The organism is Exiguobacterium sp. AB2 (assembly GCF_000696055.1).
In the GTDB taxonomy this organism is placed as follows: domain Bacteria; phylum Bacillota; class Bacilli; order Exiguobacteriales; family Exiguobacteriaceae; genus Exiguobacterium; species Exiguobacterium alkaliphilum.
Genome location: NZ_JNAA01000032.1, coordinates 1 through 24,825 on the forward strand (window position 1 = coordinate 1; position 24,825 = coordinate 24,825).

Annotated in this window: 22 protein-coding genes, 2 tRNA genes and 1 pseudogene; 22 read left to right on the forward strand and 3 right to left on the reverse strand. The window is 51.2% G+C overall.

Annotated features, from left to right (window positions below):
• Positions 1 to 24: 24 nt before the first annotated feature.
• On the reverse strand, positions 25 to 609 hold the full coding sequence (locus tag DI14_RS04580; protein ID WP_235193393.1) for a hypothetical protein: 585 nt from the start codon (positions 607 to 609) through the stop codon (positions 25 to 27).
• A gap of 71 nt (positions 610 to 680) precedes the next feature.
• Positions 681 to 1,802: a flavodoxin-dependent (E)-4-hydroxy-3-methylbut-2-enyl-diphosphate synthase gene (gene ispG, locus DI14_RS04585; protein WP_034805838.1), complete on the reverse strand. Its 1,122-nt coding sequence runs from the start codon at positions 1,800 to 1,802 to the stop codon at positions 681 to 683.
• A gap of 218 nt (positions 1,803 to 2,020) precedes the next feature.
• On the opposite strand from ispG, the gene DI14_RS04590 reads away from it, so the two are divergent.
• The gene (locus DI14_RS04590) at positions 2,021 to 3,706 is read left to right on the forward strand and encodes a methyl-accepting chemotaxis protein (protein ID WP_235193394.1); all 1,686 of its coding nucleotides are present in this window, start codon (positions 2,021 to 2,023) and stop codon (positions 3,704 to 3,706) included.
• Here DI14_RS04590 and DI14_RS04595 read toward each other — a convergent pair.
• The gene (locus DI14_RS04595) at positions 3,703 to 4,164 is read right to left on the reverse strand and encodes a hypothetical protein (protein WP_235193395.1); all 462 of its coding nucleotides are present in this window, start codon (positions 4,162 to 4,164) and stop codon (positions 3,703 to 3,705) included. The two genes, DI14_RS04590 and DI14_RS04595, sit on opposite strands and share 4 nt — an antisense overlap.
• 182 nt (positions 4,165 to 4,346) lie before the next feature.
• On the opposite strand from DI14_RS04595, the gene DI14_RS04600 reads away from it, so the two are divergent.
• From DI14_RS04600 to DI14_RS04700, 21 genes and pseudogenes are all read left to right on the forward strand, one after another.
• Positions 4,347 to 5,993, forward strand: coding sequence for a Na/Pi cotransporter family protein (locus DI14_RS04600; protein WP_034805844.1), 1,647 nt, complete (start codon positions 4,347 to 4,349; stop codon positions 5,991 to 5,993).
• Between the two features lie 108 nt (positions 5,994 to 6,101).
• Positions 6,102 to 6,175, forward strand: a tRNA-Met gene (locus DI14_RS04605).
• 7 nt (positions 6,176 to 6,182) lie between these two features.
• Positions 6,183 to 6,256: transfer RNA gene (locus tag DI14_RS04610), tRNA-Ile, on the forward strand.
• Between the two features lie 113 nt (positions 6,257 to 6,369).
• Positions 6,370 to 7,839, forward strand: coding sequence for an alpha-amylase (locus tag DI14_RS04615; RefSeq protein WP_034805847.1), 1,470 nt, complete (start codon positions 6,370 to 6,372; stop codon positions 7,837 to 7,839).
• Positions 7,840 to 7,923: 84 nt separating this feature from the next.
• Positions 7,924 to 8,533, forward strand: a pseudogene (locus DI14_RS04620) (superoxide dismutase).
• A gap of 155 nt (positions 8,534 to 8,688) precedes the next feature.
• Entirely contained in the window at positions 8,689 to 10,746 is a 2,058-nt protein-coding gene (locus DI14_RS04625) for a penicillin-binding protein 2 (RefSeq protein WP_034805850.1), read from the forward strand.
• A 152-nt stretch (positions 10,747 to 10,898) separates the two neighbouring features.
• Entirely contained in the window at positions 10,899 to 11,837 is a 939-nt protein-coding gene (locus DI14_RS04630; protein ID WP_034805853.1) for a PstS family phosphate ABC transporter substrate-binding protein, read from the forward strand.
• Between the two features lie 83 nt (positions 11,838 to 11,920).
• On the forward strand, positions 11,921 to 12,865 hold the full coding sequence (gene pstC, locus DI14_RS04635; protein ID WP_034805857.1) for a phosphate ABC transporter permease subunit PstC: 945 nt from the start codon (positions 11,921 to 11,923) through the stop codon (positions 12,863 to 12,865).
• A gap of 1 nt (position 12,866) precedes the next feature.
• The gene (pstA, locus tag DI14_RS04640) at positions 12,867 to 13,778 is read left to right on the forward strand and encodes a phosphate ABC transporter permease PstA (protein WP_034805860.1); all 912 of its coding nucleotides are present in this window, start codon (positions 12,867 to 12,869) and stop codon (positions 13,776 to 13,778) included.
• A gap of 103 nt (positions 13,779 to 13,881) precedes the next feature.
• Complete coding sequence (gene pstB / locus DI14_RS04645; RefSeq protein WP_051622572.1) at positions 13,882 to 14,643, forward strand: phosphate ABC transporter ATP-binding protein PstB; 762 nt, start codon at positions 13,882 to 13,884, stop codon at positions 14,641 to 14,643.
• A 15-nt stretch (positions 14,644 to 14,658) separates the two neighbouring features.
• A complete protein-coding gene (phoU, locus tag DI14_RS04650) occupies positions 14,659 to 15,321 on the forward strand; it encodes a phosphate signaling complex protein PhoU (RefSeq protein WP_034805863.1) in 663 nt (220 codons plus the stop codon).
• Positions 15,322 to 15,437: 116 nt separating this feature from the next.
• Entirely contained in the window at positions 15,438 to 16,205 is a 768-nt protein-coding gene (locus DI14_RS04655; protein WP_034805866.1) for a DUF4912 domain-containing protein, read from the forward strand.
• Between the two features lie 14 nt (positions 16,206 to 16,219).
• Complete coding sequence (locus DI14_RS04660; protein ID WP_034805868.1) at positions 16,220 to 18,403, forward strand: 1,4-alpha-glucan branching protein domain-containing protein; 2,184 nt, start codon at positions 16,220 to 16,222, stop codon at positions 18,401 to 18,403.
• A 101-nt stretch (positions 18,404 to 18,504) separates the two neighbouring features.
• Complete coding sequence (gene rpmG, locus DI14_RS04665; protein ID WP_255344260.1) at positions 18,505 to 18,669, forward strand: 50S ribosomal protein L33; 165 nt, start codon at positions 18,505 to 18,507, stop codon at positions 18,667 to 18,669.
• A gap of 54 nt (positions 18,670 to 18,723) precedes the next feature.
• The gene (locus DI14_RS04670) at positions 18,724 to 19,263 is read left to right on the forward strand and encodes a 5-formyltetrahydrofolate cyclo-ligase (RefSeq protein ID WP_034805870.1); all 540 of its coding nucleotides are present in this window, start codon (positions 18,724 to 18,726) and stop codon (positions 19,261 to 19,263) included.
• Complete coding sequence (locus DI14_RS04675) at positions 19,257 to 20,027, forward strand: DUF92 domain-containing protein (protein WP_034805873.1); 771 nt, start codon at positions 19,257 to 19,259, stop codon at positions 20,025 to 20,027. Before DI14_RS04670 ends, DI14_RS04675 begins: the two co-directional genes overlap by 7 nt.
• A 169-nt stretch (positions 20,028 to 20,196) precedes the next feature.
• Positions 20,197 to 21,153, forward strand: coding sequence for an L-lactate dehydrogenase (locus DI14_RS04680; RefSeq protein WP_034805876.1), 957 nt, complete (start codon positions 20,197 to 20,199; stop codon positions 21,151 to 21,153).
• 123 nt (positions 21,154 to 21,276) lie between these two features.
• Positions 21,277 to 22,329, forward strand: a complete 1,053-nt coding sequence (locus tag DI14_RS04685; RefSeq protein ID WP_034805878.1) for a rhomboid family intramembrane serine protease — start codon at positions 21,277 to 21,279, stop codon at positions 22,327 to 22,329.
• A gap of 15 nt (positions 22,330 to 22,344) precedes the next feature.
• On the forward strand, positions 22,345 to 23,367 hold the full coding sequence (locus tag DI14_RS04690; RefSeq protein ID WP_034805881.1) for a M42 family metallopeptidase: 1,023 nt from the start codon (positions 22,345 to 22,347) through the stop codon (positions 23,365 to 23,367).
• Positions 23,364 to 23,558: a YqgQ family protein gene (locus DI14_RS04695; RefSeq protein ID WP_034805884.1), complete on the forward strand. Its 195-nt coding sequence runs from the start codon at positions 23,364 to 23,366 to the stop codon at positions 23,556 to 23,558. The genes DI14_RS04690 and DI14_RS04695 overlap by 4 nt, the downstream gene beginning before the upstream one ends.
• Before the next feature lie 87 nt (positions 23,559 to 23,645).
• On the forward strand, positions 23,646 to 24,614 hold the full coding sequence (locus tag DI14_RS04700; protein WP_034805887.1) for an ROK family glucokinase: 969 nt from the start codon (positions 23,646 to 23,648) through the stop codon (positions 24,612 to 24,614).
• The last annotated feature ends 211 nt before the right edge of the window (positions 24,615 to 24,825 follow it).

Genomic DNA, 24,825 nt, shown 5'->3' on the forward strand with positions numbered 1-24,825 from the left:
GAGGAATCCTGAGATTCCTCTTTTTTAGCGGGTGGAGATGGAACGGTTCGCCTCGAAACGGTTCACATAGTGGAGCGCTTCTTTCCAAGAGGCAATCCGTTTCACGCCATGCGGCAACGGTTTTCGATTATACGGCGCATCGAACAACAGCACCGGAATCTCGGTCTGCTCATGAATCGAGATGGCGTTCTCGTACCGGTCTTCCATGAAGAGGTCGAGCGACAGATCTTGGACGACCCCGACCTTGTCGTGACTTCCTGTCATGATTAGTGAATCGAGCGGCAGCGCCTGCTGTTTAATCCAGTCCTCGGTCACAGAGCGGACGGCCTCGCTTCGCGCCGTCACGTAGTGAAGGCGATGCGTCTTTCGCATATGCCATAAAACGTCACTCACTTCCGTATGCGGCAGCGAGCGGCGATAAATTTCTTCTTCGTGCCCGTGTTCAATCATGAACTTCCAAAAATCATGTTGCGTCATCGTCGTATACGTGTGCAACTCATATTCGGTCGCGCGTTGATAATCAATCGTGTAACCGAGCGCGTCGTTCATGTAGTGAAAACAACTTTGCGGGTCCGTGACGGTCCCGTCGAGGTCGATTCCGATATGCATGTTGATCCCTCCTTGTTCACAGAGTCTATTTTAACAAAAACCCGCTCGGTTGCAACCGAGCGGGAGACAGGTTATTTCGATTGATTGGCGAGTTCTTGTTCTTCGAGTTCACGTGCGGCGAGTTTTTCGGCGACGATGGCATCGATTTCTTTTTTCAACTCTTCGACCATGGTCGCTTCCGGCACTTTCCGGATGATCTTCCCGTGACGGAAGAGGAGTCCTTCGTTGCGGGCACCGGCGATACCGATATCGGCTTCACGAGCTTCCCCTGGGCCGTTGACCGCGCAACCGAGTACGGCGACTTTGATGTTGACGTTAATGTTTTGAATGTATTCTTCGACCTCTTTGGCGATTGAAATCAAGTCGATTTCAATCCGGCCGCACGTCGGGCACGAGATGAGTGTCGCGGCGTTCGCAGCAAGTCCGAACGACTTGAGCACTTCTTTCGCGACTTTCACTTCTTCGACCGGGTCGTCTGAAAGTGAGACGCGCACCGTCGAACCGATTCCGAGTGAGAGAATCGCACCTAAACCGGCGGCTGACTTGAGTGAGCCGGAGAAGAGCGGGCCCGACTCGGTAATCCCGACGTGGAGCGGATAGTCAAACGTCTTCGCCGCGAGCGTGTACGCCTCGAGCGCGAGGTTCACGTCTGACGCTTTGAGCGAGATAATCGTGTTATAGAAACCGAGGTCTTCGAGGATCTTCACGTGGTGCATCGCACTCTCGACCATCCCTTGGGCCGTCGGATAACCATATTTCTCGAGGAACTGCTTCTCGAGCGAGCCGGCGTTGACACCGATTCGAATCGGGATGCCTTTCGCTTTCGCCGCGTTGACGACGGCCTCGACTTTTTCACGGCGCCCGATGTTACCCGGGTTGATGCGGATCTTGTCGACACCACTTTCAATCGCTTTCAGTGCCAACTTGTAGTCGAAGTGGATATCGACGACGAGCGGGATGTTGATGCGGCTCTTGATTTCGGCCAACGCATCTGCGGCCCGTTCATCCGGACATGCGACGCGGACGACTTGGCATCCGGCCTCTTCGAGACGTAAAATCTCGGCTACGGTCGCCTCGACGTCATGTGTTTTCGTTGTCGTCATCGATTGAATGATGACTTCATCTGATCCCCCGATGATGAGGTTGCCGACACGAATCGGACGAGTTAGTGAACGGTGTAGTATTTCTGACATATACATGATCTCCTTCTTTTGGAAAGGTTCCAATCGATATAAGATGATAGGTTTCCTATTTATCATAACGAAATGTTTATGAAAAAGCACCCAGCAAGCGTTCATGAGATGTGCTCTTTACAAAAGCTAACGTTATCTTAACAGATGCTTCATAATTTTCCACCGTCTTAAGACCGATATAGTAACCGAACCAGCAAGATGGAAAGGTGTGAATCGGATTGCAGTGGATAAGAAGTTGGAGAAAGCCGATATGGAAAATCGAGCGCAAGTTGCAGTGGATGCTCATGCCGAGCGTCATCCTATTATTTCTTATAACGTTCGCATGGTTTGCGTTCGAGGCAGAGAAACAGCTCTCGCTAGAGATCGAGAAACGGTTGAACCGAGAGGCGACGGTCGTCCGGGAATCCGTGAAAGTGACGTATGGAGCCTATGTGGCGAATAAGCAAGCGCTTGAGCGTTCGCTAAAATCGACCTATATGCAACAAGCCTCTCTCTTATCCGCGGACGGACTCGAGGCGAGTCAATACCTCGTTCGGGAAGGAGACCTGGCTCTATTGACAGGAAAGCCACTTCGAACGCTTGACACTGAAACGGTGCCAGACGGTGACACGAACCCTCGCTTCATCGAGAGCGCGGACACATTTATTTCGGTCATTGCCATCCCAGAACTACGAGCGGATTATCTCCTCGTTGTTTCGAAAGAATCCGTGCTCGGTGCGATGTGGGCGCTCCGAAAACAGATCATCGTAATGATTGGTGGATCTGTCATCGTCATCATGTTGTTGTTCAGCCACCTGATTCGTCGCGAATTACGGCCGGTCACCCTTTTTTCTGAACGACTACGCGATGCGGTGAATACGAGAACGTTCGACCCTGTAAACTTGTATGCTAAGTCATCTGAAATGTTGCACCTCGAGCGAGAATACAATACGTTGATTGAGTTATGGAACACTTCGATTCACATTTTGACGAAGACATCGATGGCACTTGAGTCGAGTTTACCTACGTTCACGAAACAGCTTGAACGAAACGCCGAACAGTTAATCGGGTTTCGAGAAGTGGCCACTTCATTAGAAGAGACGAGTGCGTCCTATCAGTTTTACACGAACGAGACGACGCATCGTTTTACCGACGTCACACGTCAGATTGACGAGTTAAATCAAGACATTCAACACGTTGACGAACAAGCGGAGGTACTGGTGAAGTTGTTGATGAACGAACGTTCGTCCTTCCATTCCTTGCACGGTGAGAGTCAGCAGTTCAAACAGAAGGCGGATGCAATTCAAAAGCGGTTGCTCGAAAGCGAAATCGTGTCAAAACAGGCCGAACACGCGTTGCGAACGATTGTATCGATGGCGGCGGCGACGAAAATGTTGGCGCTCAATGCATCGATTGAAGCGGCTCGCGCGGGCGAGCACGGGAAAGGGTTCGCTGTCGTCGCGAGCGAAGTGGGGCAACTGGCGAAAGTGACGAACGATGCCTCGATTTCAGCGGTTTCGGCAATCGAAGCAATGCGATTCGAGCGAGATGAGACACTAGAAGACTTAGAGCGATTCAATGCAGACATCGGGGATTTAGGGGATCAATTGACACGACTGGAGTCAGGGATTGAGATGATTGACGCTAGTGTCCGGCGTCAGGTCGAATCGTATCAAGCGATTGGCGAGATGACGAGAGCGACGGGAGAAGAGCTGTCACAGATGGCGCGGGCGGTTGAGCCGCTCGAAGAAGTCGGGCAGGCACTTGAAGAGAAATTACAAAGTTTTTATAACGGAGTCGACGTGTTTTCCGACGCACAGACGACGCTACACGTCGCAGGTGTAGAACTTCGTGCGCAGAGTCAACACGTCCATGACGTCCTCCATACGCTGCAACCGATACAAAAAGACAACCGAGACCGTTAACGGGATCTCGGTTGTCTTTTGTTTGGGACAGGTGCACGAAGTAGCGGCCATGTGACATAGACGACGAGAATGAGCAGTCCGCCTGTGAACCAATCAGGCACGACATGATAGAGCAGAATCACGATAAACATCGGGACGATCGTCATAGCGACTGTATACGGCCAAGCTTGTCGATACGGCCAAGCCTTCTGTTGGCGCACTCTCGTGACGAACTGGACGTAAAGCGAGACGAACGCGACCGTCATCATATAGAAGAAAAAGATGGCGAAGCCGTGTAAGAACAACCACATCGGTGCGAAGAAATCGGGCTGTAATATCATGTAATCGACGAGCGTGACGAGAACGGTGAAGCCGATACTCGCGAGCATGTAAGCGTGGAGCGGGGCGAGACGTAGTCTGAGCGCTCGTTTCGTCGGGATGAGACTATGGCGTAAAAAAGCGGCAGTCGAAGTAAGCATAAGTTGAAACTCCTATCTGTTATAATACAATTTTAAAAAAATAGATAAAAATGAGTACAGTGGTTTAATAAAACCTTAACATTAAACGTGTTTACATTCGGCGGGTGAAGAAGGCATAATGAGTAGGGCATTAACAACCAAGCAAAAACAACCAATTCACAATCAAAAGGAGTACATAAATCGTGGAATACAATTTGCAAGAAATGTTATTCATGTTTTTTGGAGGTTTAGGGATTTTCCTCTTCGGAATCAAATCGATGGGAGACGGCCTCCAAAAGTCAGCAGGAAATCGTCTGCGCGACATCCTTGATAAGTATACAACGAATCCATTTCTCGGGGTACTCGCCGGGATTATCGTAACCGTCTTGATTCAATCGTCGTCAGGTACGACCGTCATCACGGTCGGACTCGTTAGCGCCGGCTTCATGACGCTCCGTCAAGCGATCGGGGTCATCATGGGGGCGAACATCGGGACGACCGTCACGGCGTTCATCATCGGTTTCGATGTCGGTGCATACGCACTACCGATGATTGCAGTCGGTGCCGTCTTCTTATTCTTCTTTAAGAAAGAAAAGTTCCAACATCTTGGACAAGTCGTGTTCGGACTCGGTGCACTTTTCTACGGTCTTGAACTCATGGGTGACGGGATGCGTCCACTCCGTTCAAGCGAATACTTCATCGATTTGACACAATCGATGAGTGAAAACCCGTTCCTCGGCGTCATCGTCGGTACGGTATTCACGGTTCTCGTTCAGTCGTCTTCTGCGACAATCGCGATTTTGCAAGAGCTTTACGCGGGTGGATCAATCGAACTCGATGCAGCCCTCCCGGTATTGTTCGGTGACAACATCGGAACGACGATTACGGCTATCCTTGCCTCAATCGGTGCTTCAGTGGCGGCACGCCGTACAGCAGCGGCACACGTTATCTTTAACTTGATTGGTACGGTGATCTTCTTGGTCATCTTGCCACTCTTCACACAATATATTTTCTGGATCACAGACCTTCTCGCCATCGAGTCGAAAATGCAAATCGCATTCGCTCACGGTACGTTCAACGTAGCGAACACGTTCATCCAGTTCTGGTTCATCGGAGCGATTGCTTGGATGGTGACGAAACTCGTACCGGGTGAAGATTCAATCGTCGATACGAAGGCACAGCATTTAGACCCAATCTTCATCCAACAATCACCTTCTATCGCTGTCGAACAAGCGAAATACGAAGTGATTCGCATGGGTGACTTCGCGAAGCTTGGCTTGGATGAGGCACGCAACTACATGGCGACTGGCGATAAGAAACACTCTGAAAAGTCAGCGCACATTGAAGAAGCGCTCAACTCGCTCAACGCGAAAATCACAGATTATCTCGTCAAACTCGCTGCGGTCGATTTGACAGAGCAAGAATCGAAAGAACACAAAACGTTGATGCACGCGATCAATGACATCGAGCGAATCGGTGACCATGTCGAAAACATCATCGAATTGATTGACTACAAGACGGCGACTCGCGTGACACTCTCGGAAGACGCGCAAAAAGAGTTGACGGAAATGTACGACTTGACGCGCGCAACCCTTGAAAAGTCGCTTCAAACACTCGCTAGCGGGGACATGAACGAAGCCCGTCAAGTAATCGAGATGGAAGCGAAACTCGATATGCTCGAGCGTCAGTTCCGTAAAAATCACGTCGTCCGTCTCAATACGGGTGAATGTGACGGCCAAGACGGCATGTTCTTCGTCGATATGCTCTCGAACTTGGAGCGCATCGGTGATCATGCGATGAACATCACAGAAATCACGCTTGAAGATGCCAACAACGAAATGACTGTCTAACGCCTAACCTTCGTCCACGCACTCGTGGACGAAGGTTTTTTTTCGAGTTCTCTTAATTTGATTGACAGTGGGTCTATCATTCAGTATATTATTACTGTATAATAACATGGCGGTGTAGCTCAGCTGGCTAGAGCGTACGGTTCATACCCGTGAGGTCGTGGGTTCGACTCCCTCCGCCGCTATTCATAAGGACCCTTAGCTCAGCTGGTTAGAGCAGACGGCTCATAACCGTCCGGTCGTAGGTTCAAGTCCTACAGGGTCCATTGTTGACAGCTTTCTTATATGAAAGCTGTTTTTTTTGTTTTCAAAGTCGAAGACGTGGGTAAATATCCGTTAGCATTTTGTTTTTTGAAAAATATGAAATGAGGCGAATGAGATGGAACGAAATCATACGATGATGCAATTCTTTGAGTGGCATGTCCCGGCTGACCAGAAGCATTGGAAACGGTTGAAAGAACGGGCCGAGGAATTGAAAGAAGCTGGCATTACAGCGTTCTGGTTGCCCCCGGTCACGAAAGGTCAGAGCAATGAGGACACAGGGTATGGCATTTATGATTTGTATGATTTGGGCGAGTTTGATCAAAAAGGAACGGTCGCCACGAAATATGGAACAAAACAAGAGCTGCTCGAAGCGACGGAACACGTCCAGTCGCTCGGGATGCAAGTGTATATGGATGTCGTCTTGAACCATAAGGCTGGGGCGGATGCGACAGAGAAGTTTGAGGTGCTCGAAGTCGACCCGGAAGACCGGACGAAAGTCTTGTCTGAAGAGCCGTTCGAGATCGAAGGGTGGACGAAATTCGACTACGAGGCACGCAACAACAAATACTCTTCATTCAAGTGGAACTTCCATCATTTCAACGGGACGGACTACGACGCGGCGACGGAACATAGTGGCATCTTCTTCATTCTCGGGGAAAACAAGAAGTGGAACGATAACGTCGATGACGAGTTCGGGGTATACGATTACTTGATGTTTGCCAATATCGACTATCACCATCCGGAAGTGCGAGAAGAAGTGCTCCATTGGGGCAAATGGTTCATCGAAGAGACGAAATGTGACGGCTTCCGGCTCGATGCGATCAAACATATCAACTATGATTTCGTCAAAGAGTTCAGCCAGACGATGAAAGATGAGAAAGGGGAAAATTTCTACCTCGTCGGTGAGTTCTGGAAGTCCGAGCTCGAAGATTGCCGTGCTTTCCTCGACAACATCGATTATCACGTCGACTTGTTCGATGTGCCGCTTCATTACAACTTGCAACGCGCGTCCGTCGAAGGGGAATCGTTCGATATGCGGACAATTTTTGACGACACGCTCGTCCAGTCACACCCGCTTCACTCGGTCACGTTTGTTGATAACCACGATTCCCAGCCGGCCGAAGCGCTCGAATCATGGGTCGAGGATTGGTTCAAACAAATCGCATACGGTCTAATCTTGCTTCGTCAAGACGGTTATCCGTGCGTGTTTTATGGCGATTACTACGGCATCAATGGACCACACCCGTCCGATGGGAAGAAAGAAGCGATCGACCCGCTCCTTTACGCCCGCCGCGAGAAGGCGTATGGTCAACAAGACGACTATTTCGATAACGAGCATGTCATCGGCTGGGTCCGACACGGTGTCGAAGCGATCGAACGCTCCGGCTGCGCCGTCATTATCTCGAACTCGGAAGAGGCTGAGAAGCAGATGTTCGTCGGGGAACATCGCGCCGGAGAGAAATGGGTCGACTTGACGAATACGGTCGACACGGTTGTCGAGATTGATGAAGACGGAAATGGGGTATTTAAAGTTGCGGCAGGGTCAATCTCGGTATGGGCGTTGCCGGAAGCGGACGTCGAGTAAAGCATTACAATTGAGAATGCCGTCACAAATCTGTTACATTTAGAACGAACGTTGTTCACACCAAATTTAAGGGGGATTTTAGTTATGGCTAAATTTGAATTACCACAACTTGATTACGCATACGATGCACTCGAACCACACATTGACGCACGCACGATGGAAATCCACCACTCGAAGCACCACAACACGTATGTCACGAACGTAAACAATGCACTCGAAGGAAAAGACGTGGAGTATTCTTCACTCGAAGAATTGCTTCAAAACCTCGATTCACTTCCTGCTGACATTCAAACGGCCGTCCGCAACAACGGTGGCGGACATTGGAACCACTCGTTCTTCTGGAAATTGCTCAAGAAAAATGAGAACGGGGCGCCATCTGGCGAACTCGCGTCAGCAATCGACGAAGCGTTCGGCAGCTTCGACGCGTTTAAAGATGAGTTCGCGAAAGCGGCAGCTGGTCGCTTCGGCTCAGGCTGGGCTTGGCTCGTCGTGAAAAAACGGCAAGCTCGAAGTCACATCGACACCGAACCAAGATTCACCGATCATGGAAGGCGTTCAGCCGATTCTTGGACTCGACGTTTGGGAGCACGCGTACTACTTAAACTACCAAAACCGTCGTCCAGATTACATCCAAGCATTCTTCCACGTCATCGACTGGGATTATGTGGCGAAGCTCTACGCAGACGCGAAATAACCAGATTTCCCGAGATTCTGTCGAATCTCGGGATTTTTTATACATTTAATTATTTTGTAAACAAATTATGATATAGTGAAAAACGAGTCGAAAATAGAAGTTAACACAGCACCTATACTTATAGAAGAAATTGATTGAGGAAGGAGACAACGGAATTGGCCAGAAACCGCGTGAACGTACCGAAAAAACGGCGCAACCACCTTCCGTTACGCTTGAATTTACTATTCTTTATCGTATTCATCTTGTTCGCGACACTCATCTTCCGATTAGGCGTCGTCCAAATCGTCAACGGGGAATTGATTGCCCGTGAAGTCCAGAAGACGGAATCGAGTAAAATCAAATATGAGGTGCCGCGCGGAAAGATTTATGATCGAAACGGCCAAGTGCTCGCGGATACGATTTCGAACTACTCCGTCATGTATCGTCGCTCGCAAGTGACGAAAGCGGATGAACGGCTCGATGTCGCCCTCAAACTTGCAGAGATTTTGGACGTACCCGAAAAAGATCGCAAAGTGACAGAGCGTGACCGCAAGGATTATTGGATCGCCATCGATCCAGAGCGGTCCCAGGAACGAGTCCAAACGCTACTCGCCGACTTGTCCGAGGAAGAGCGGGCGGCGTTATCGAATCAGGACGTCGACCAATTATTGCTCGATTCAATCACGGATGAAGAGATTGCGTTTGATGATGCGACAGAAGAGATTATCGCCATCAAACATAACATGGAGTCGGGCTACGCTCTCGACCCGCAGCTGATTAAAGTCGGGGCCTCACCGAAAGAGATGGCCTTGATTGAAGAGAACTTGGAACTGTTGCCTGGTGTCAGCGTCGAACCGTATTACGAGCGGGAATATCCGTTCGGACAGACGTTCCAAAGTTTCCTTGGGAGTTATCGTCAAATCCCTGCTGAGCAGCGGGCCTCGTATCAAGCGAGAGGGTATGGCTTGAACGATCGGGTCGGAACGTCTTTTCTCGAGCAACAGTATGAGGACGTGCTGCGCGGGACACCAGCCTATGACGTCTTCACGACGTATAAAGGGGAGCCGGTCGGAGAACCGACCCGCGTCAGCGGAAACCCAGGGAAAGATATCATCTTGTCGACGGACATCGAATTCCAAAAAGAAATCGATGAGATTTTGAAGAAAGCGATTCGAGCCGGCCGTTCGGGCAGCCCGCACTTTGACCGTGCCTTCGCCGTCGTCATGAACCCACAAACGGGTGAATTGCTTGCCCTCTCGGGACAAGAGCTCGACTATGAAACGAACGAATTCAAAGACGTCTCGACCGGGACGGTCCTGCGGGCGAGTCAAATCGGCTCGACGATCAAGGGTGCGACGGTCGCGTTCGGACTTGAAGAAGAAGTCATCCAACCGGGTGAATATATTTATGACACGCCGATTCGCATCGGTTCGTCGCTCAAGTCGTCGTACCGGAATATGGGGAACATCAACGACCTGGATGCCCTTGCCTTGTCGTCAAACATTTATATGTTCCAAATCGCCCTACGGCTCGCCGATTACTATTCGACCGGTCAAATCGTCGGGGAGAACGTGACCGAGGCGTTCAATACGATGGAACATTACTATAAACAGTTCGGACTCGGCATCGAGACAGGGATTGATCTCCCGTACGAATCAATCGGATTCCGGAGCGTCCCGGACCGTGTCACGCTCCTGATGGATATGTCGATCGGGCAGTACATCTCGTACACACCGATTCAGTTGGCCCAGTACACGTCAGCGCTTGCAAATGGCGGCTATCGGGTTCAACCGCACTTGTTGAAAGAAATTATCGAGCCGGGATCGCTCGACGAGTCGAACAAGCAAGTCGTCAGCACGTTCCAACCGAACGCGCTCAACAAAGTCAACGTTCGAGACGAATATATCGAACGTGTACGTCAAGGGTATCGCCAAGGTGTCGAGAGCGGTACGTCGCGTATCCTGCAGCAGACGGGGATGACGGCGGCCGGAAAGACCGGGACGGCGCAAGCCATCGCCGAAGGACCGGATGGACAGGCGAAACGGAATGCGAACGGAGAACCGATTAAGACGTTCAACTCGAACCATGTCGGGTGGGCCCCGTACGATAATCCTGAAATCGCTTGGGCCATCATCATGCCAGGTCTTGAAGGGGAAGGCGTCAACACGCGCGTCGCCCACGATATCATGAAGGCCTATTTCAATCTTGAAGATGTACAAGCGCAACTCCAGTAAAGGAGCCACTTCGGTGGCTTCTTTTTTTGTCTTTACAATTCTTTTACGTTCCGTTCATTTCTCGTTAATAGTAGTTTATTAGGATGTTAATTGTAGGACAGAACAACAGAGCTACAACCAAATTCAAAGGAAACTCAAGGAGGACGTCAGAAATGTCTTGGATGAAAAAATCTGCACTACTCGCTTCAATCACTTCGGTGGCACTTGTAGGTGCAGCATGTGGGAACAATGAAGAAGGAAATGGCGCAGCCGAAGGTGACGCACTTTCAGGAAAAGTCGTCATGGACGGATCGTCAACCGTATTCCCGATCATGGAAGCTGTCGCTGAAGAATTCTCGGCAGAGCAACCAGACGTTGAAGTGACGGTCGGTGTGTCTGGGACGGGTGGCGGATTCAAACGCTTCGTAACAGGCGAGACAGACTTCTCGAACGCATCACGTGAAATCAAAGAAGAAGAAGCGGCGGAAGCGGAAGCGAACGGCGTGGAGTTTACACAACTATCGGTCGCACTTGATGGACTTTCAATCGTCGTCAACCCTGAGAACGACTGGGCACAAGACATCACAATCGATGAGTTAAACAAAATGTGGACAGACACGAATGTGAAGACGTGGCAAGACGTTCGTTCGGACTGGCCGGATGAAGAAATCACATTCTTCGCACCAGGTAAAGATTCTGGAACGTTCGACTTCTTTAACGAAGCGGTGCTTGACGACACAGACATCCGTCAAGACGCGCAATTGTCAGAAGATGATAACGTCCTCGTCACTGGGATAGCTGGAACGAAAGGTGCAATCGGGTTCTTCGGTTACGCGTACTACATCGAGAACGAAGGCACGCTTCGCGCGATGGCGGTCGAAGGGGTAGAGCCGAACCAAGAGACAATCAACGACTTGTCTTACCCGCTCTCACGTGAGATTTACACGTACGTTAACAACGCGTCATTGAACGAAAAACCACAAGTTGCAGCGTTCGCACGATTCTTGAACGAGAACGCGGCCGAGTTGTCGGAAGAAGTTGGCTACGTCGGAATGGAACAGGCACGTTACGACGAGAACGCCGGTATCATCGACGAGCTCGCCGGAGAATAAATAGGCAATCGGTGGAAGGCGAGAGTCGATCTCGCCTTCTCGCCGTGCTTTCTAGTATGAAGAGGTAGGGAGCGATACACGAGATGAATCAACCAAACAAAGGGTTTTCAATTCGAGAGATGATTGAAACCAATAAGAAAAAGAAATATAGCACGACGAACGTGTTTGATAAAATCATGCCGTTCTTATTATTCTTGAGCGCATTCGTTTCGGTCGTCACGACGGTCGGCATCGCGTTCACACTCGGGTTTGAACTGTTCAAGTTTTTCGAGCGCGTACCGGTCGCCGAATTTTTAGGCTCGACCGAATGGTATCCGCTTAATGCCGATCAACGGTTCGGCGTCTGGGCGCTCGTTGCAGGTACGCTAAAGATTGCGGTCATTGCGATGATCGTTGCCGTTCCGCTCGGTCTTGCATCGGCCATTTATTTAAGCGAATATGCTTCCGAGCGAGCCCGTACGATTTTAAAGCCAATCCTTGAAGTACTCGCAGGGGTTCCGACCATCGTCTTTGGATTTTTCGCCTTGTCATTTGTCACGCCGATTTTGCAAGCGCTCATCCCGGGCTTAAAGATTTATAACGCCCTTAGCCCAGGGATTGTCGTCGGGATTATGATTATTCCGATGATTGCCTCGATTTCGGAAGACGCGATGAGCGCCGTTCCGAAAAAAATTCGTGACGGGGCGCTCGGTCTGGGTGCGACACGGTTAGAAGTGGCAATCAAAGTCGTCATGCCAGCCGCACTCTCAGGCATCATCGCCTCGATTGTCCTTGCGACGAGTCGTGCGATTGGGGAAACGATGATCGTGACGATTGCCGGTGGATCACAACCGAACTTCGAGTTTAATCCACTGAATGCGATTCAAACGATGACAGCGTATATCGTCCAAATCGCCAAAGGTGACGCAGGCTACGGGACAATCGAATACTACAGTATCTATGCGGTCGGTGCGCTATTGTTCGTCTTCACCCTAGTGATGAACTTGTTCGCGAACTGGGTGACGCGCCGCTTCAGAGAGGAGTACTAATATGGCATTGCCGAACAGTGAGTTCAAGAATACGAAGAACTTGATGGACCGTGACTCCGTTTCACAACGGATCAAGCGCCGTCTCCAATTAAATGAAATTTTTAAGTACGTCTTTTTGGCAGGACTCGTTTTTGCCCTGCTTGTCCTATCGACATTGATTTATGACGTCGTCTCGAAAGGTGGTGGCTGGGTGAACTTGGATTTCCTCCGTAACTTCCCATCCCGTCGCCCGGAACAGGCCGGATTGTACCCGGCCTTGATCGGGACGTTATGGTTGATGTTACTCATCGTCCCGATGGTGTTCATCGTCGGTGTCGGTGCCGCCATCTATTTAGAAGAGTACGCACCAAAAAACCGAGTCACGTCATTTATCGAGGTGAATATCTCGAACTTGGCCGGCGTCCCGTCAATCGTCTTCGGATTGCTCGGGTTGACAATTTTCGTTCGCGTCATGGAACTCGGGAGCTCGATTATGGCGGGTGCGTTGACACTTGGATTGATGAGTCTTCCTATCGTCATCGTCGCGTCGCAAGAAGCGCTTCGTTCCGTCAAGATGGAATTGCGCCACGCGTCGCTCGCACTCGGAGCCTCGAAGTGGCAGACGACGTTCAACGTCGTCTTGCCGTCGGCGATTCCAGGGATTATCACCGGAATCATCTTGGCCGTATCACGTGCCATCGGGGAGACGGCCCCATTGATTATGGTCGGAGCGGCGACGTTCATTTCGACGACGCCGAGCAGTGTCTTCTCAGACTTCACGGCGCTCCCGATTCAAATCTTTAACTGGACGAGCCGTCCGCAAGCTGAATTCCAAAACCTAGCAGCTGCCGGAATCATTGTCTTGATGACGATGTTGATCATCATGAACTCGGCTGCCATCTATATCCGTAACAAGTACACGAATCGACATTAAGTCGTAGCAGGTAACGAGGAGGACTCTCGAGATGATGAAACAAAAAGAACTCAAAGGAGATCATGAAGTGAATACAACGACAACTCAACCGAACGAAACGGTGATGCAAAAAGACAGTGCCTATGTCGTGAACAACTTGAACTTATGGTATGGCGACAATCAGGCGTTGATCGACGTCAACCTCGATATCAAGAAGAACGAAGTGACGGCCATCATCGGTCCGTCGGGTTGTGGGAAGTCGACGTTCATCAAGACGTTGAACCGGATGGTCGAGCTCGTGCCGTCTGTCCGTACGAATGGTGAAATCTTGTATCATGGCCGCAACATCTTCGACCGCGATTATAAAGTCGAAGATCTTCGGACATCGGTCGGCATGGTGTTCCAACAACCGAACCCGTTCCCGAAATCGGTATATGACAACGTGGCGTACGGACCGCGGACGCACGGCATTAAAAACAAAAAAGTGCTTGATGAGATTGTCGAACGCTCGCTTCGCGGCGCTGCAATCTGGGATGAAGTGAAAGATCGCTTGAACGAGAACGCGTATGGCCTCTCGGGTGGACAGCAGCAACGTCTCTGTATCGCCCGGACACTTGCCATCGAACCGGACGTCATCCTCATGGATGAGCCGACATCAGCACTTGACCCGATTTCGACGCTTAAAGTCGAAGAACTCGTTCAAGAGTTGAAAGAGCAGTATTCGATTATCATCGTTACACACAACATGCAGCAAGCGGCCCGTGTCTCGGATAAGACAGCGTTCTTCTTGAACGGAGAAGTCGTCGAATTCGATGCGACTGACAAAATCTTCTCGAATCCAACGGACAAACGGACTGAAGACTATATTTCTGGCCGGTTCGGTTAAGAAGGGGAGACAATCATGGCACAAAATCGCACATTTTTTGATACGAAGTTAAACGAATTAGAAGACAAGGTCGTTCGCTTGGCGAATTTGACGATGCGTCAGACGGCCACGGCCATCGAAGTACTTGAGAAACGCGACCTCACGCTCGCCCAGACGGTCATCGACAACGACAACGAACTCGATGATCTCGAGCTTGAAATCAATGACGAGGCGATCCTATTGATAGCGAAACAACAACCGGTCGCGACCGACTTGCGCCGCTTAATCGTGACGATGAAATCGGCGACCGACCTTGAGCGGATCGCAGATTATGCGACGAATATCGCCAAAGCCGTCGCGCGCATCGAGCACGTGCCATACGTGTTAGACATCAAGCCGCTCAAACAGATGGCCGAACAATTGATCGATATGCTTGAACTCGCGACACGCGCCTATCGCAAAGGGGAAGTGAGCCGGGTCCGTGAATTGAACGAGATGGATAAGGTGATTGATGACTTGAATTTGCAGGTCATCAAGCAATACATCGGTAATCTTCCGAACATGACGGTCGGCACGAACGATGTTTATGAGTTTTCGAACATTGCTCGCTACCTTGAACGGATGGGTGACCACGTCACCAATTTCGGAGAACATTTGATATTCCTTGAAAAAGGGAAACATTATGATTTAAATCAGTGACAAAAGTGGTAAAGGACAACAGACATGTTGTTCTTTACTTTTTTTGTGCAGGAAATCACGGAACAAAGACGAATAGTAAACTACATGCATTTTTTTAGGAAGGGAGCCACATATAGATGGAAGAGAAAATCGTGTCCTTGAAGGAAAAAGGGCTTACGTTAAAACAGATTGCAGAACAATTAGACATGCCAATCGGAAAAGTCCAATACGCTTGGCGAAAATGGCGCGCCCAACATGGGGACGTCACGGCAGCTACGGCCGCACCGACACGAAAGGCCGAAGGGAAGAAACAGATGAAATCTAGCAAGAAGGCAACTAAATCAAAATCAACGAAGCAAGTCGCGTCATCGCTTCAGTCCAATGCATCACATCACTCACCGCTCCTTGAACAGGCACCAGAAGGGTATTGGAAGCTTCCTGACCGTTATGATGCCGATTTGATGCATGCTGTGGTCCAATCACCAAATTCGGTGTACGTCTTTTGGGAAGTATCGGACGCCGTGAAAGAGACGCTGGCGATGCAGTTCATGCGCCCGTGGGAGGACTTGCCGAAAGCGTTCCGAATCTTAGACGTCACGCTCCTCGACTATACGAGCGGGCACGCGAACCGTTCATACACGTTCGAGTTGCCGGAAATGACGAATAGCTGGTTCGTGCGTCCGCTCGACCCGAACACGACATACGTGTTCGAGTTTGGTATCCGGACGATGGAAGGCGAATTCTTACCGCTCGTGGCCACGACTCCGCTCGACACACCTCGGGCAGAACCGGCTGGAGTCGGGCGATTCGCCGAACCGGTCCGTCGTTGGCAATACGGTGAAGTCGAATCACCGGAACTACTCGACACGTTACCTAAATACGCTGCATACCGATTCGTGCGCTAAGGAGGACTTTTTAGATGAAACCAGGTTATTTTTCACTCGTCCTTCATGCCCACCTTCCGTACGTCCGGCATGAAGAAGAACATCGTTTAGAAGAGAGATGGGTGTACGAAGCCATCTCCGAGACATATATCCCGATTTTATGGCAAGTCGATCGCTTAAAGCGGCCGCTCAATTGGACGGTCAGTATCTCACCGCCAGTCGTGGAGATGCTCGCCGACCCGCTCGTCCAAGACCGATACGTCGCCCATTTAGATGAGATGCTCGAACTGATTGCGCTTGAACTGTCCGGGGAACGAAGCGAGGCGGAAGTCGGCACGCTCCATTTCTACGAGCGTCGCTACCAAGATTTGAAGAACACGTTCCTGCATTGGGATAAAAACTTGAACCAGGCGTTCCGTACATATCGTGAGCACGGATACATCGACATGGTGACGTGTACGGCGACACATGGTTTCAACCCGCATCTGTTCACCGACCAAGCCGCCCGAACCGAGATTCGCAGTGGTCTGAACTGCTTCGAGCGTCATTACGGATTCCGTCCGACCGGCATTTGGTTGCCAGAATGTGCCTACACGCCTGGAGTCGATCGCATCTTGTACGAGGAAGGGGTACGCTATACGTTCGTCGATGAACACGCCCTCCTTGATGCCGACCCGACACCGAGCAAAGGCATCGGGGCACCGGTCTATTCACCGCATGGGGTGGCGCTCTTCCCACGCGACCAAATCATCTCCGGTAAAATTTGGAGTTCGATGATCGGATACCCGGGTCACCCGGACTATCGTGAATTTTATCGCGACCTCGCCTATGACCGCGATTGGGATTACATCCAGTCGTTCATGCATCCGGAAGGGATCCGGTTCGATACCGGCTTGAAGATGCATCGCATCACCGGCGATACAGACGAGAAGGATTATTACGTCCGTGATTGGGCGGAACATCAAATCGCAAACCATGCGACCGACTTCGCCGAGACGCTCGAAGCGCATCTCGAGGCGCACGGTGCTCAAACGTTCCCACCGTTTCTCGTCACGGCACCATTTGACGCGGAGCTGTTCGGGCACTGGTGGTTCGAAGGACCTGAGTTTTTAGGGCAAGTCGCAGAGCGGCTTGAACAGTTCGGGATTGAGACGATCACGCCGGCGTTGTTCCTCGAACGTCATTTCCAAGACCTTGAGACGGTCCACGTATCGATGAACACGTGGGGACGTAAAGGCTATGGGGACGTCTGGATCAACGAGCGCAACGAATGGATGTTACGGCACCTTCACATGATGGAAACGCAACTCGTCAAAGACGTGGCTGATTATCGAGGCACGTCACCGCTCGCCGACCGCGCACTGAAACAATTGATTCGGCATTACGTGCTTGCCGTCTCGAGCGACTGGGCGTTCATCTTGGACGGACAGACGACGGCACAGTATGCAGCGGAGCGTTTCCGTGAACATACCCGCCTCTTCGCTGAACTTGAGACTGCCCTCTATGAGAATAAGCTGACAGACGAGGTGCTCGACGCACACTTCCGTGCTTATCCGTTCTTGCAGGACGAAGACCTTGAAGTCGACACGTTCCTCTCGCCACACGACTACTATGTGACGAAAGAACGTGAGGCGGAAGCTGACGCGATTCTCGTCTTGACTCCAGAATATACGGGCAACGTCGTCGGTGGCCTCGGACAACGCGTCGTCGAAGAAGTGGAGGCGCGAGCGAAACAAGGTGAAACGATGTATGTCCTTACCCCTTATAAAGAAGGGTTGCTCGAGTACGAACGTCATGACAACGTCCACGTCTATCGCGTCCGCTTGACGAGCCCGTTTTTAGAGCATGTGATGAATCAAGTCGCCGCACAAAACGTCGGTTACGTGAAGCTCGTCCATGAACTCGTTAACGCGGTCCGTTTCAAAGCCGTTCATCATTTTGATTGGATGACGATTCCGGCGGCACGTTCACTTGCGAAATCGCTGGCTGTTCCGTTATACTCAACTATGTTGTCATTTGAAACGACGCGCAATCCCCATGGTCATGGTGGCTTGTTCGATGCGATTCATCGAATTGAGAACAGTGTCCTTGCCGAGGCGGACACCGTCTATGTCGGTGCCGACGTCTCAATCGATGAGCTCGCTTCGCGCTATGCGGTCAAAGATAACGTCACAAACTGCTTGTCGCTCGATGCCTCGCCGTACAAGCAGAACGTTTGAAAAAGTACGTGAAAACACCTTGCTTTTTCAATAAAAAATTGGTAGGATAATTGAGTATGCTTAGACTGTAAAGCAAAAGCACTTGATACAACATCAGTAAGATGGGAGTGAACGAAATGCGCGTTAAAATCACACTAGCTTGCACAGAAACAGGCGATCGCACGTACATCACGAAGAAAAACAAACGTAACAACCCTGAGCGCCTCGAATTGCGCAAATACAACCCACGTCTCCGCCGTCACACGCTTTATCGCGAAGTGAAATAATGAGACTGGCCGTCACTCATGTGGCGGCCTTTTTTTTCGAAAGGAGCGAGTGATATGGATGCGAAACAAGCACTCAGACGAGCGGTACATGCTCGGATTGCTGAATTAGCTAATCGCGATGAGGCCGATGCCGCCATCGTACATAACGTGATGAGACTACCGGAGTGGATCGAGGCGAAGGCGGTTGCCCTGACCCTCTCGTTCGGACTTGAGGTCGACACACGGCCATTGATTGAAGCAGCTTGGCAGGCAGGAAAAACGGTACTCGTGCCGAAAGTAACGACAGAGGGGCTCACGTTCCATCGAATCGAGTCTTATGATGACCTCGAACCTGGGGTCATGGGGATATTAGAGCCGACGACCCAACAAGTCGACGGTGACGTCGACTTATGCGTCGTCCCGGGGCGTGTGTTCAACCGCTCTGGCTACCGAATCGGATGGGGCGGGGGATATTACGACCGCTTTCTGGCGTCGTATGCCGGCCAAACACTATCCCTTGCCTACAGCGTCCAAGTGTTAGACGACATACCAATTGAAGCGCATGACATTCCGGTCGGAGTGATCGTGTCGGAAAGGGAATTGATTCGATGTTAGCCATATTTCTCGTAACCTGCTTGGTCGCCTATGCCGGATACCGGCTGAAGTCGCTCACGTTATCCGGTGCCGTATTGACAGTCGTAACGGGGACGGTGATTGGCTATGGTTTCGGCTGGTTCGGTCTCTATTTACTAGGCGTGTTCTTCTCGACATCTTCGCTCGCCTCGAAGTATCGTGCCGTCGACAAGGCGCCGGTCGATGAAATCGTTGAAAAATCCGGTCCCCGTGACTACGTCCAAGTGCTCGCAAACGGCGGAATTGGCATGTTAACCGCGCTCGCGATGGCATACACGTCGAATGAGGCATGGCTCTATGCCTACATTGTTTCGATTGCCGCAGCGACGAGTGACACGTGGGGCTCTGAGTTCGGTGTGCTCGCAAAGCGAAAGCCGCGCTCCATCCTCACGTTTCGACCGGTCGAACCGGGGACGAGCGGCGGTGTGTCACTATATGGGACGGTCATGTCGATTGTTGGAGCCGCCACAATCGTGTTGGCGACCTATCCGTTTATGACGCTCGATTTCGAAGTGACGCTCGCGTTAATCGCACTCGGGTTGATTGGTAGCGTCGTGGATACGTTGCTCGGCGCGACCGTCCAACGGAAGTACCGATGCCGGGTATGTGGAAAGCAGACCGAGAAGCAGATGCACCACGGAGAAGCGACCGAATACGTCAAAGGTTGGCATTGGCTCGGAAACGATGCGGTCAACTTCGCTTCGATTACGGCCGCCGCCTTGATTTGTTTTTTCGTCTTCGGATAAGGGTAGTACAGTGAATGAAGATGTTTCAAACGAATGTGAATTTCGTCACAATATCGCCAAAGTGAAAACGGTTTCTATTGTAGTGAGTATTTGTGAATGATGTTACAATCTTTATGTAACAGATATTACTAAAACATGAAACAGATTGTTCGAAGGGTGGAGAATCAACATGGAAACATTAAATCATGCAAAAGTAACACGCGTCGCGCTCGTCGGTGCCGGTGCAGTCGGTGCGAGCTTCGCATACCAATTGACGACAGCGAGCCTTTGTGAAGAACTCGTAATCATCGATATTAACAAAGCCAAAGCAGAAGGGGAAGCCATGGATTTGAATCACGGCGTCTCGTTCGCTTCTTCACCGATGCGTGTATGGGCCGGGGATTATGCGGACTGTGGGGAGGCAGATATCGTCGTGATCACGGCAGGGGCACCGCAAAAGCCGGGTGAAACGCGTCTTGACCTCGTCGAGAAGAACGCGAAAATCATGAAGTCGATGATTGGGGAAATCATGGCATCAGGATTTGACGGGATGATCATCATCGCATCGAACCCGGTCGACATCATGACTCACTTGGCATGGAAATATTCTGGACTTCCGAAACATCGCGTTTTCGGATCAGGCACGGTGCTCGACACGTCACGTCTCCGTTACATGCTCGGCGATTACTTCAACGTCGACCCGCGCAACTGTCACGCGTACATCATGGGGGAGCACGGGGACACGGAGTTCGCGGCATGGAGTAACGCCCGAATCTACGGCAAGTCGGTCGAGCAGTTGCTTGAAGAGAACGACGAATACACGTGGGAAGACCTTGAAGATATTTATGTCAACGTCCGTGATGCGGCTTATCATATCATCGAGCGTAAAGGCGCGACGTATTATGCGATTGGTCTCGGACTGCTTCGCCTCGTCAAAGCGGTGCTCCGGAACGAGAACACGCTTCTCACGGTCGGGGCCTACTTGGACGGTGAGTACGGGCTACATGACATTCATATCGGCGTCCCGGCCATCATCAATCGCCAAGGGGTGCGCCAAGTCGTCGAAATCGAATTGTCTGAAGAAGAGAAACAAAAGATGCACCATTCAGCAGACGTCTTGATGAAGACGATGCAGCCCGTGCTATAAGTGAACGAGAGAGTGCAGCCGGCTTCGTGCCGGCTGTTTTTTTGACGGGCATATAAGGGAGGTCTCCTTTTTGTCGCCGCTTCAGAATTGGATTACAATTATAGGGAAGGGAGGGGATTTCAGATGACGAGCTCATTTTGGGAAGACATCTATAAGAACGTGTTGGCGGGGGGGCGCGTCGAAGGGATCCTCGAGCCGTCTCGGGCGCTACTCTTGTTTGACACGAAAGCGGGAGACGTCTATCACCTGTACATAAGGACCGATAAGGCGTGGGCTAATCACGTCGGGATGGACATCGAGGCGATTATGAATTCGTTCCGCCTTGCCCGTCTAGGGAAGAGTAAGTTACGCATCCATCTGTATGGGGAGCCGCTCGTCGACGAAGAGCGAGTCGCGTCGCTCACGTTCAAGATTCCGGCGAAAGTGACGATTGAGCGGCATATCACGTCAGAAGACATCGGGGAGGCCGACTATCGTCCGCTCGCGCTCGCGCTTGATCAGGAGCGCAAAGCGGAATTGAAACGACGGTTTGCGTTTGGGAAGCCCCAGGCGGTGTATGTATTTATGTTTGTGACGTTTTTCATCATGTGGCTTGCCGAGTCGTTCGGGTCGACGCTCGACCCGAACACGCTCATTCGATTCGGGGCGAAAGTGAATCCGTTGATTGACGAAGGGGAGTGGTGGCGTCTTCTGACGCCAATGTTCCTCCACATCGGTTGGTTCCATTTCGGCATCAACATGTTCGCGCTCTGGTCGCTCGGGCCGCTCGTGGAACGGATGTACGGGTCGCCGCGCTTCGTCATCATTTATCTGTTGGCGGGCATCATCGCGTCGACGGCGTCGTATGCGTTCAGTGATGCCATCTCGGCAGGTGCGTCGGGTGCGCTTTTTGGACTCGTCGGCGCCTTGCTCTACTTTGGGATTCGGGATCGCTCACTTTTTATGAAGACACTCGGTCCGCCGTTATTCATTATGTTAGGATTGAACGTAGGACTTGCGTTCGTACTCGGGGCAAGCCTCGACCATTCCGCCCACGCCGGCGGTCTCGTCGGCGGCTTCTTGATGGCGGGTGTCGTCGGTCTCCCGGACGAGACGCGATACATGCGACGCGTCGTGTTCCTCGTTAGCGCAGTCGCGCTTACTGTCGCCTGTTTCCTGTATGGCTATTATCGATGACAAAGGGGTAATCAAATGATTGATACGTTGAAACAACTTGTAGAAATACCGAGTCCGTCGGGGATGACCGATGAAGCGATTGAGTTTGTCGAGCAACAGCTCGCGAAGCTCGACGTAAAGACGAAACGTCTGAATAAAGGGGCGCTCCTTGCCACGTTCGACGGAAAGGTGGGCCCGGCCCGCTTGCTGACGGCACACGTCGACACACTCGGGGCGATGGTGAAAGAGATTTTACCGAGCGGCCGCCTCCGCCTCACGCAAGTCGGCGGTTATGCGTGGACGGCGATTGAAGGGGAGAACTGTCTCGTGCACCGCGAGTCGAATGAAGCGGTCGAAGGGACGATTTTGGTCCATCAATCGAGTGTCCACGTCTATCGAGATACGAATAGCGCCGAACGCTCTGCCTCGAACATCGAGGTCCGGCTCGATGCTGACGTTCATTCTGAGGAAGATGTGCGAGCGCTCGGCATTGAAGTCGGAGATTTCGTCTCGTTCGATCCCCGTTTCAAGCAAACGGACACAGGATACATCAAGTCACGTCATCTCGACGATAAGGCATCGGTGGCGATTTTGCTCGATTTAGCCCGTGACCTCGTTGCCGCCGAGTTGCCGCATCCGGTCCACTACTTGATCTCGAACTATGAGGAAGTCGGGTTCGGCGGCAACGCCGGGATTCCGGACGATGTCATCGAATATATCGCCGTCGATATGGGGGCGCTTGGAGACGGTCAACACTCGGACGAGTATACGGTCTCGATTTGTGCCAAAGACTCGTCTGGTCCGTACGATTTAAAGTTACGTCGCCAATTCACTTCGATTTGCAGAGACGAAGGCATCGCATTCAAAATCGACGTCTATCCTTTTTATGGTTCGGATGCGTCAGCGGCAGTCAGTGCCGGCCATGACGTTCGGCACGCCCTCGTCGGCCCGGGAATCGAGTCGAGCCATAGTTACGAACGGACACACGTTTCTTCGCTCGAGGCGACACGTAAACTGTTGCATCGATACGTACTCTCGCGAATGGAGGGGCATGTATGAAAAACTTCTATGACGTGCAACAGTTTTTGAAAGGATTTGGGACCATCATTTACATTGGCGAGCGGGATGCTGAAATCAGCTTGATGATGATGGAACTAGATGAACTTCATGCGGGTGGCATCATCGAGCAGCGCGATTATGACACGGCAAAGATCATTTTGACACATGAATTAAAAAATTCGATAGATTGACAGAAAAACCCCTTGTGCAAATGTTTGCACAAGGGGTTCGATAGTGTAAACTATTGAATGAAAGCGATTTATTTGACATGAGGAGTGATGGATATGAAATGGTTATTAGGAATCGACATCGGTGGTACGACGGTGAAAATGGCCGTCCTTGATATGAATGGCATCATTTCGGACAAGTGGGAGATTACGACAGACATTCGTGAGAACGGGGTACATATTCCGAAAGATATCGCGACTTCTTTCAATGCTTATCTTGTAGAATCAGGAAAGTCTAAAGAGGACTTTGCCGGGGCCGGCATCGGGGCACCGGGCTTCATCAACTTCTCGGAGGGGATTGTCGAGTATTCTCCGAACATCGGATGGAAAAACTTTGCGCTCGTCAGCGAGTTCGAGAAAGCGGTCGGATTGCCGGCTGTTCTTGAGAACGATGCGAACGCGGCCGCGCTCGGCGAGATGTGGAAAGGTGCCGGAGAAGGGGCGTCGGAGCTCCTCGCCGTCACGCTCGGTACAGGCGTCGGAGGCGGTGTCATCACGAATGGTAACATCGTCCACGGGGCAGCGGGAATGGCCGGAGAAATTGGACATATCACCGTTGAGCGTGATGCGGCGAAAGCGGTCAAGTGTGGATGTGGCCGCACCGGATGCATCGAGACGATCGCCTCGGCGACGGGGGTCTCGCGTTTGGCGCTACAAAAACGAAAAAATCGGACAACGTCGTTGAATGAATTGAAAGAAGTGACCGCTCGCGATGTGTTCGAAGCGTACAAAGCGAACGATGAAGTGGCAACCGAAGTCGTCGAAGAGATGACGGAATACCTCGGTCTGACGATTTCAAATATCGCCAACACGCTCAACCCGAAAATCATCGTCATCGGTGGCGGCGTCTCGAAAGCGCGTGAGGCACTCCTTGAACCGCTCGATGCCCAGTTCAAACGATTCGCGCTCGAACGCGTATATGAGTCGACGACGTTCAAAATCGCGGAACTCGAAAACGATGCCGGTGTCATCGGTTGCGCCTGGCTCGCCCGGAAACACTTCTTGCCGACACGCGTCTAACTCGATGTCAAACTGTCACGCCTATGCGACTCGCATAGGCGTGTTTTTTACGTGGAACGGGTATTAAGTAATGTAAATTTTGTAATCGTGGAGTTGATTTTTTGTTAAAAAAGGGGTAAGATTTGAACTTGATACTGGACTGATACCGTTCGTGAAAAAGAGAACAAACTATACACGAACCTCATACGACTGCGGTCGTTAAAAACTGAAA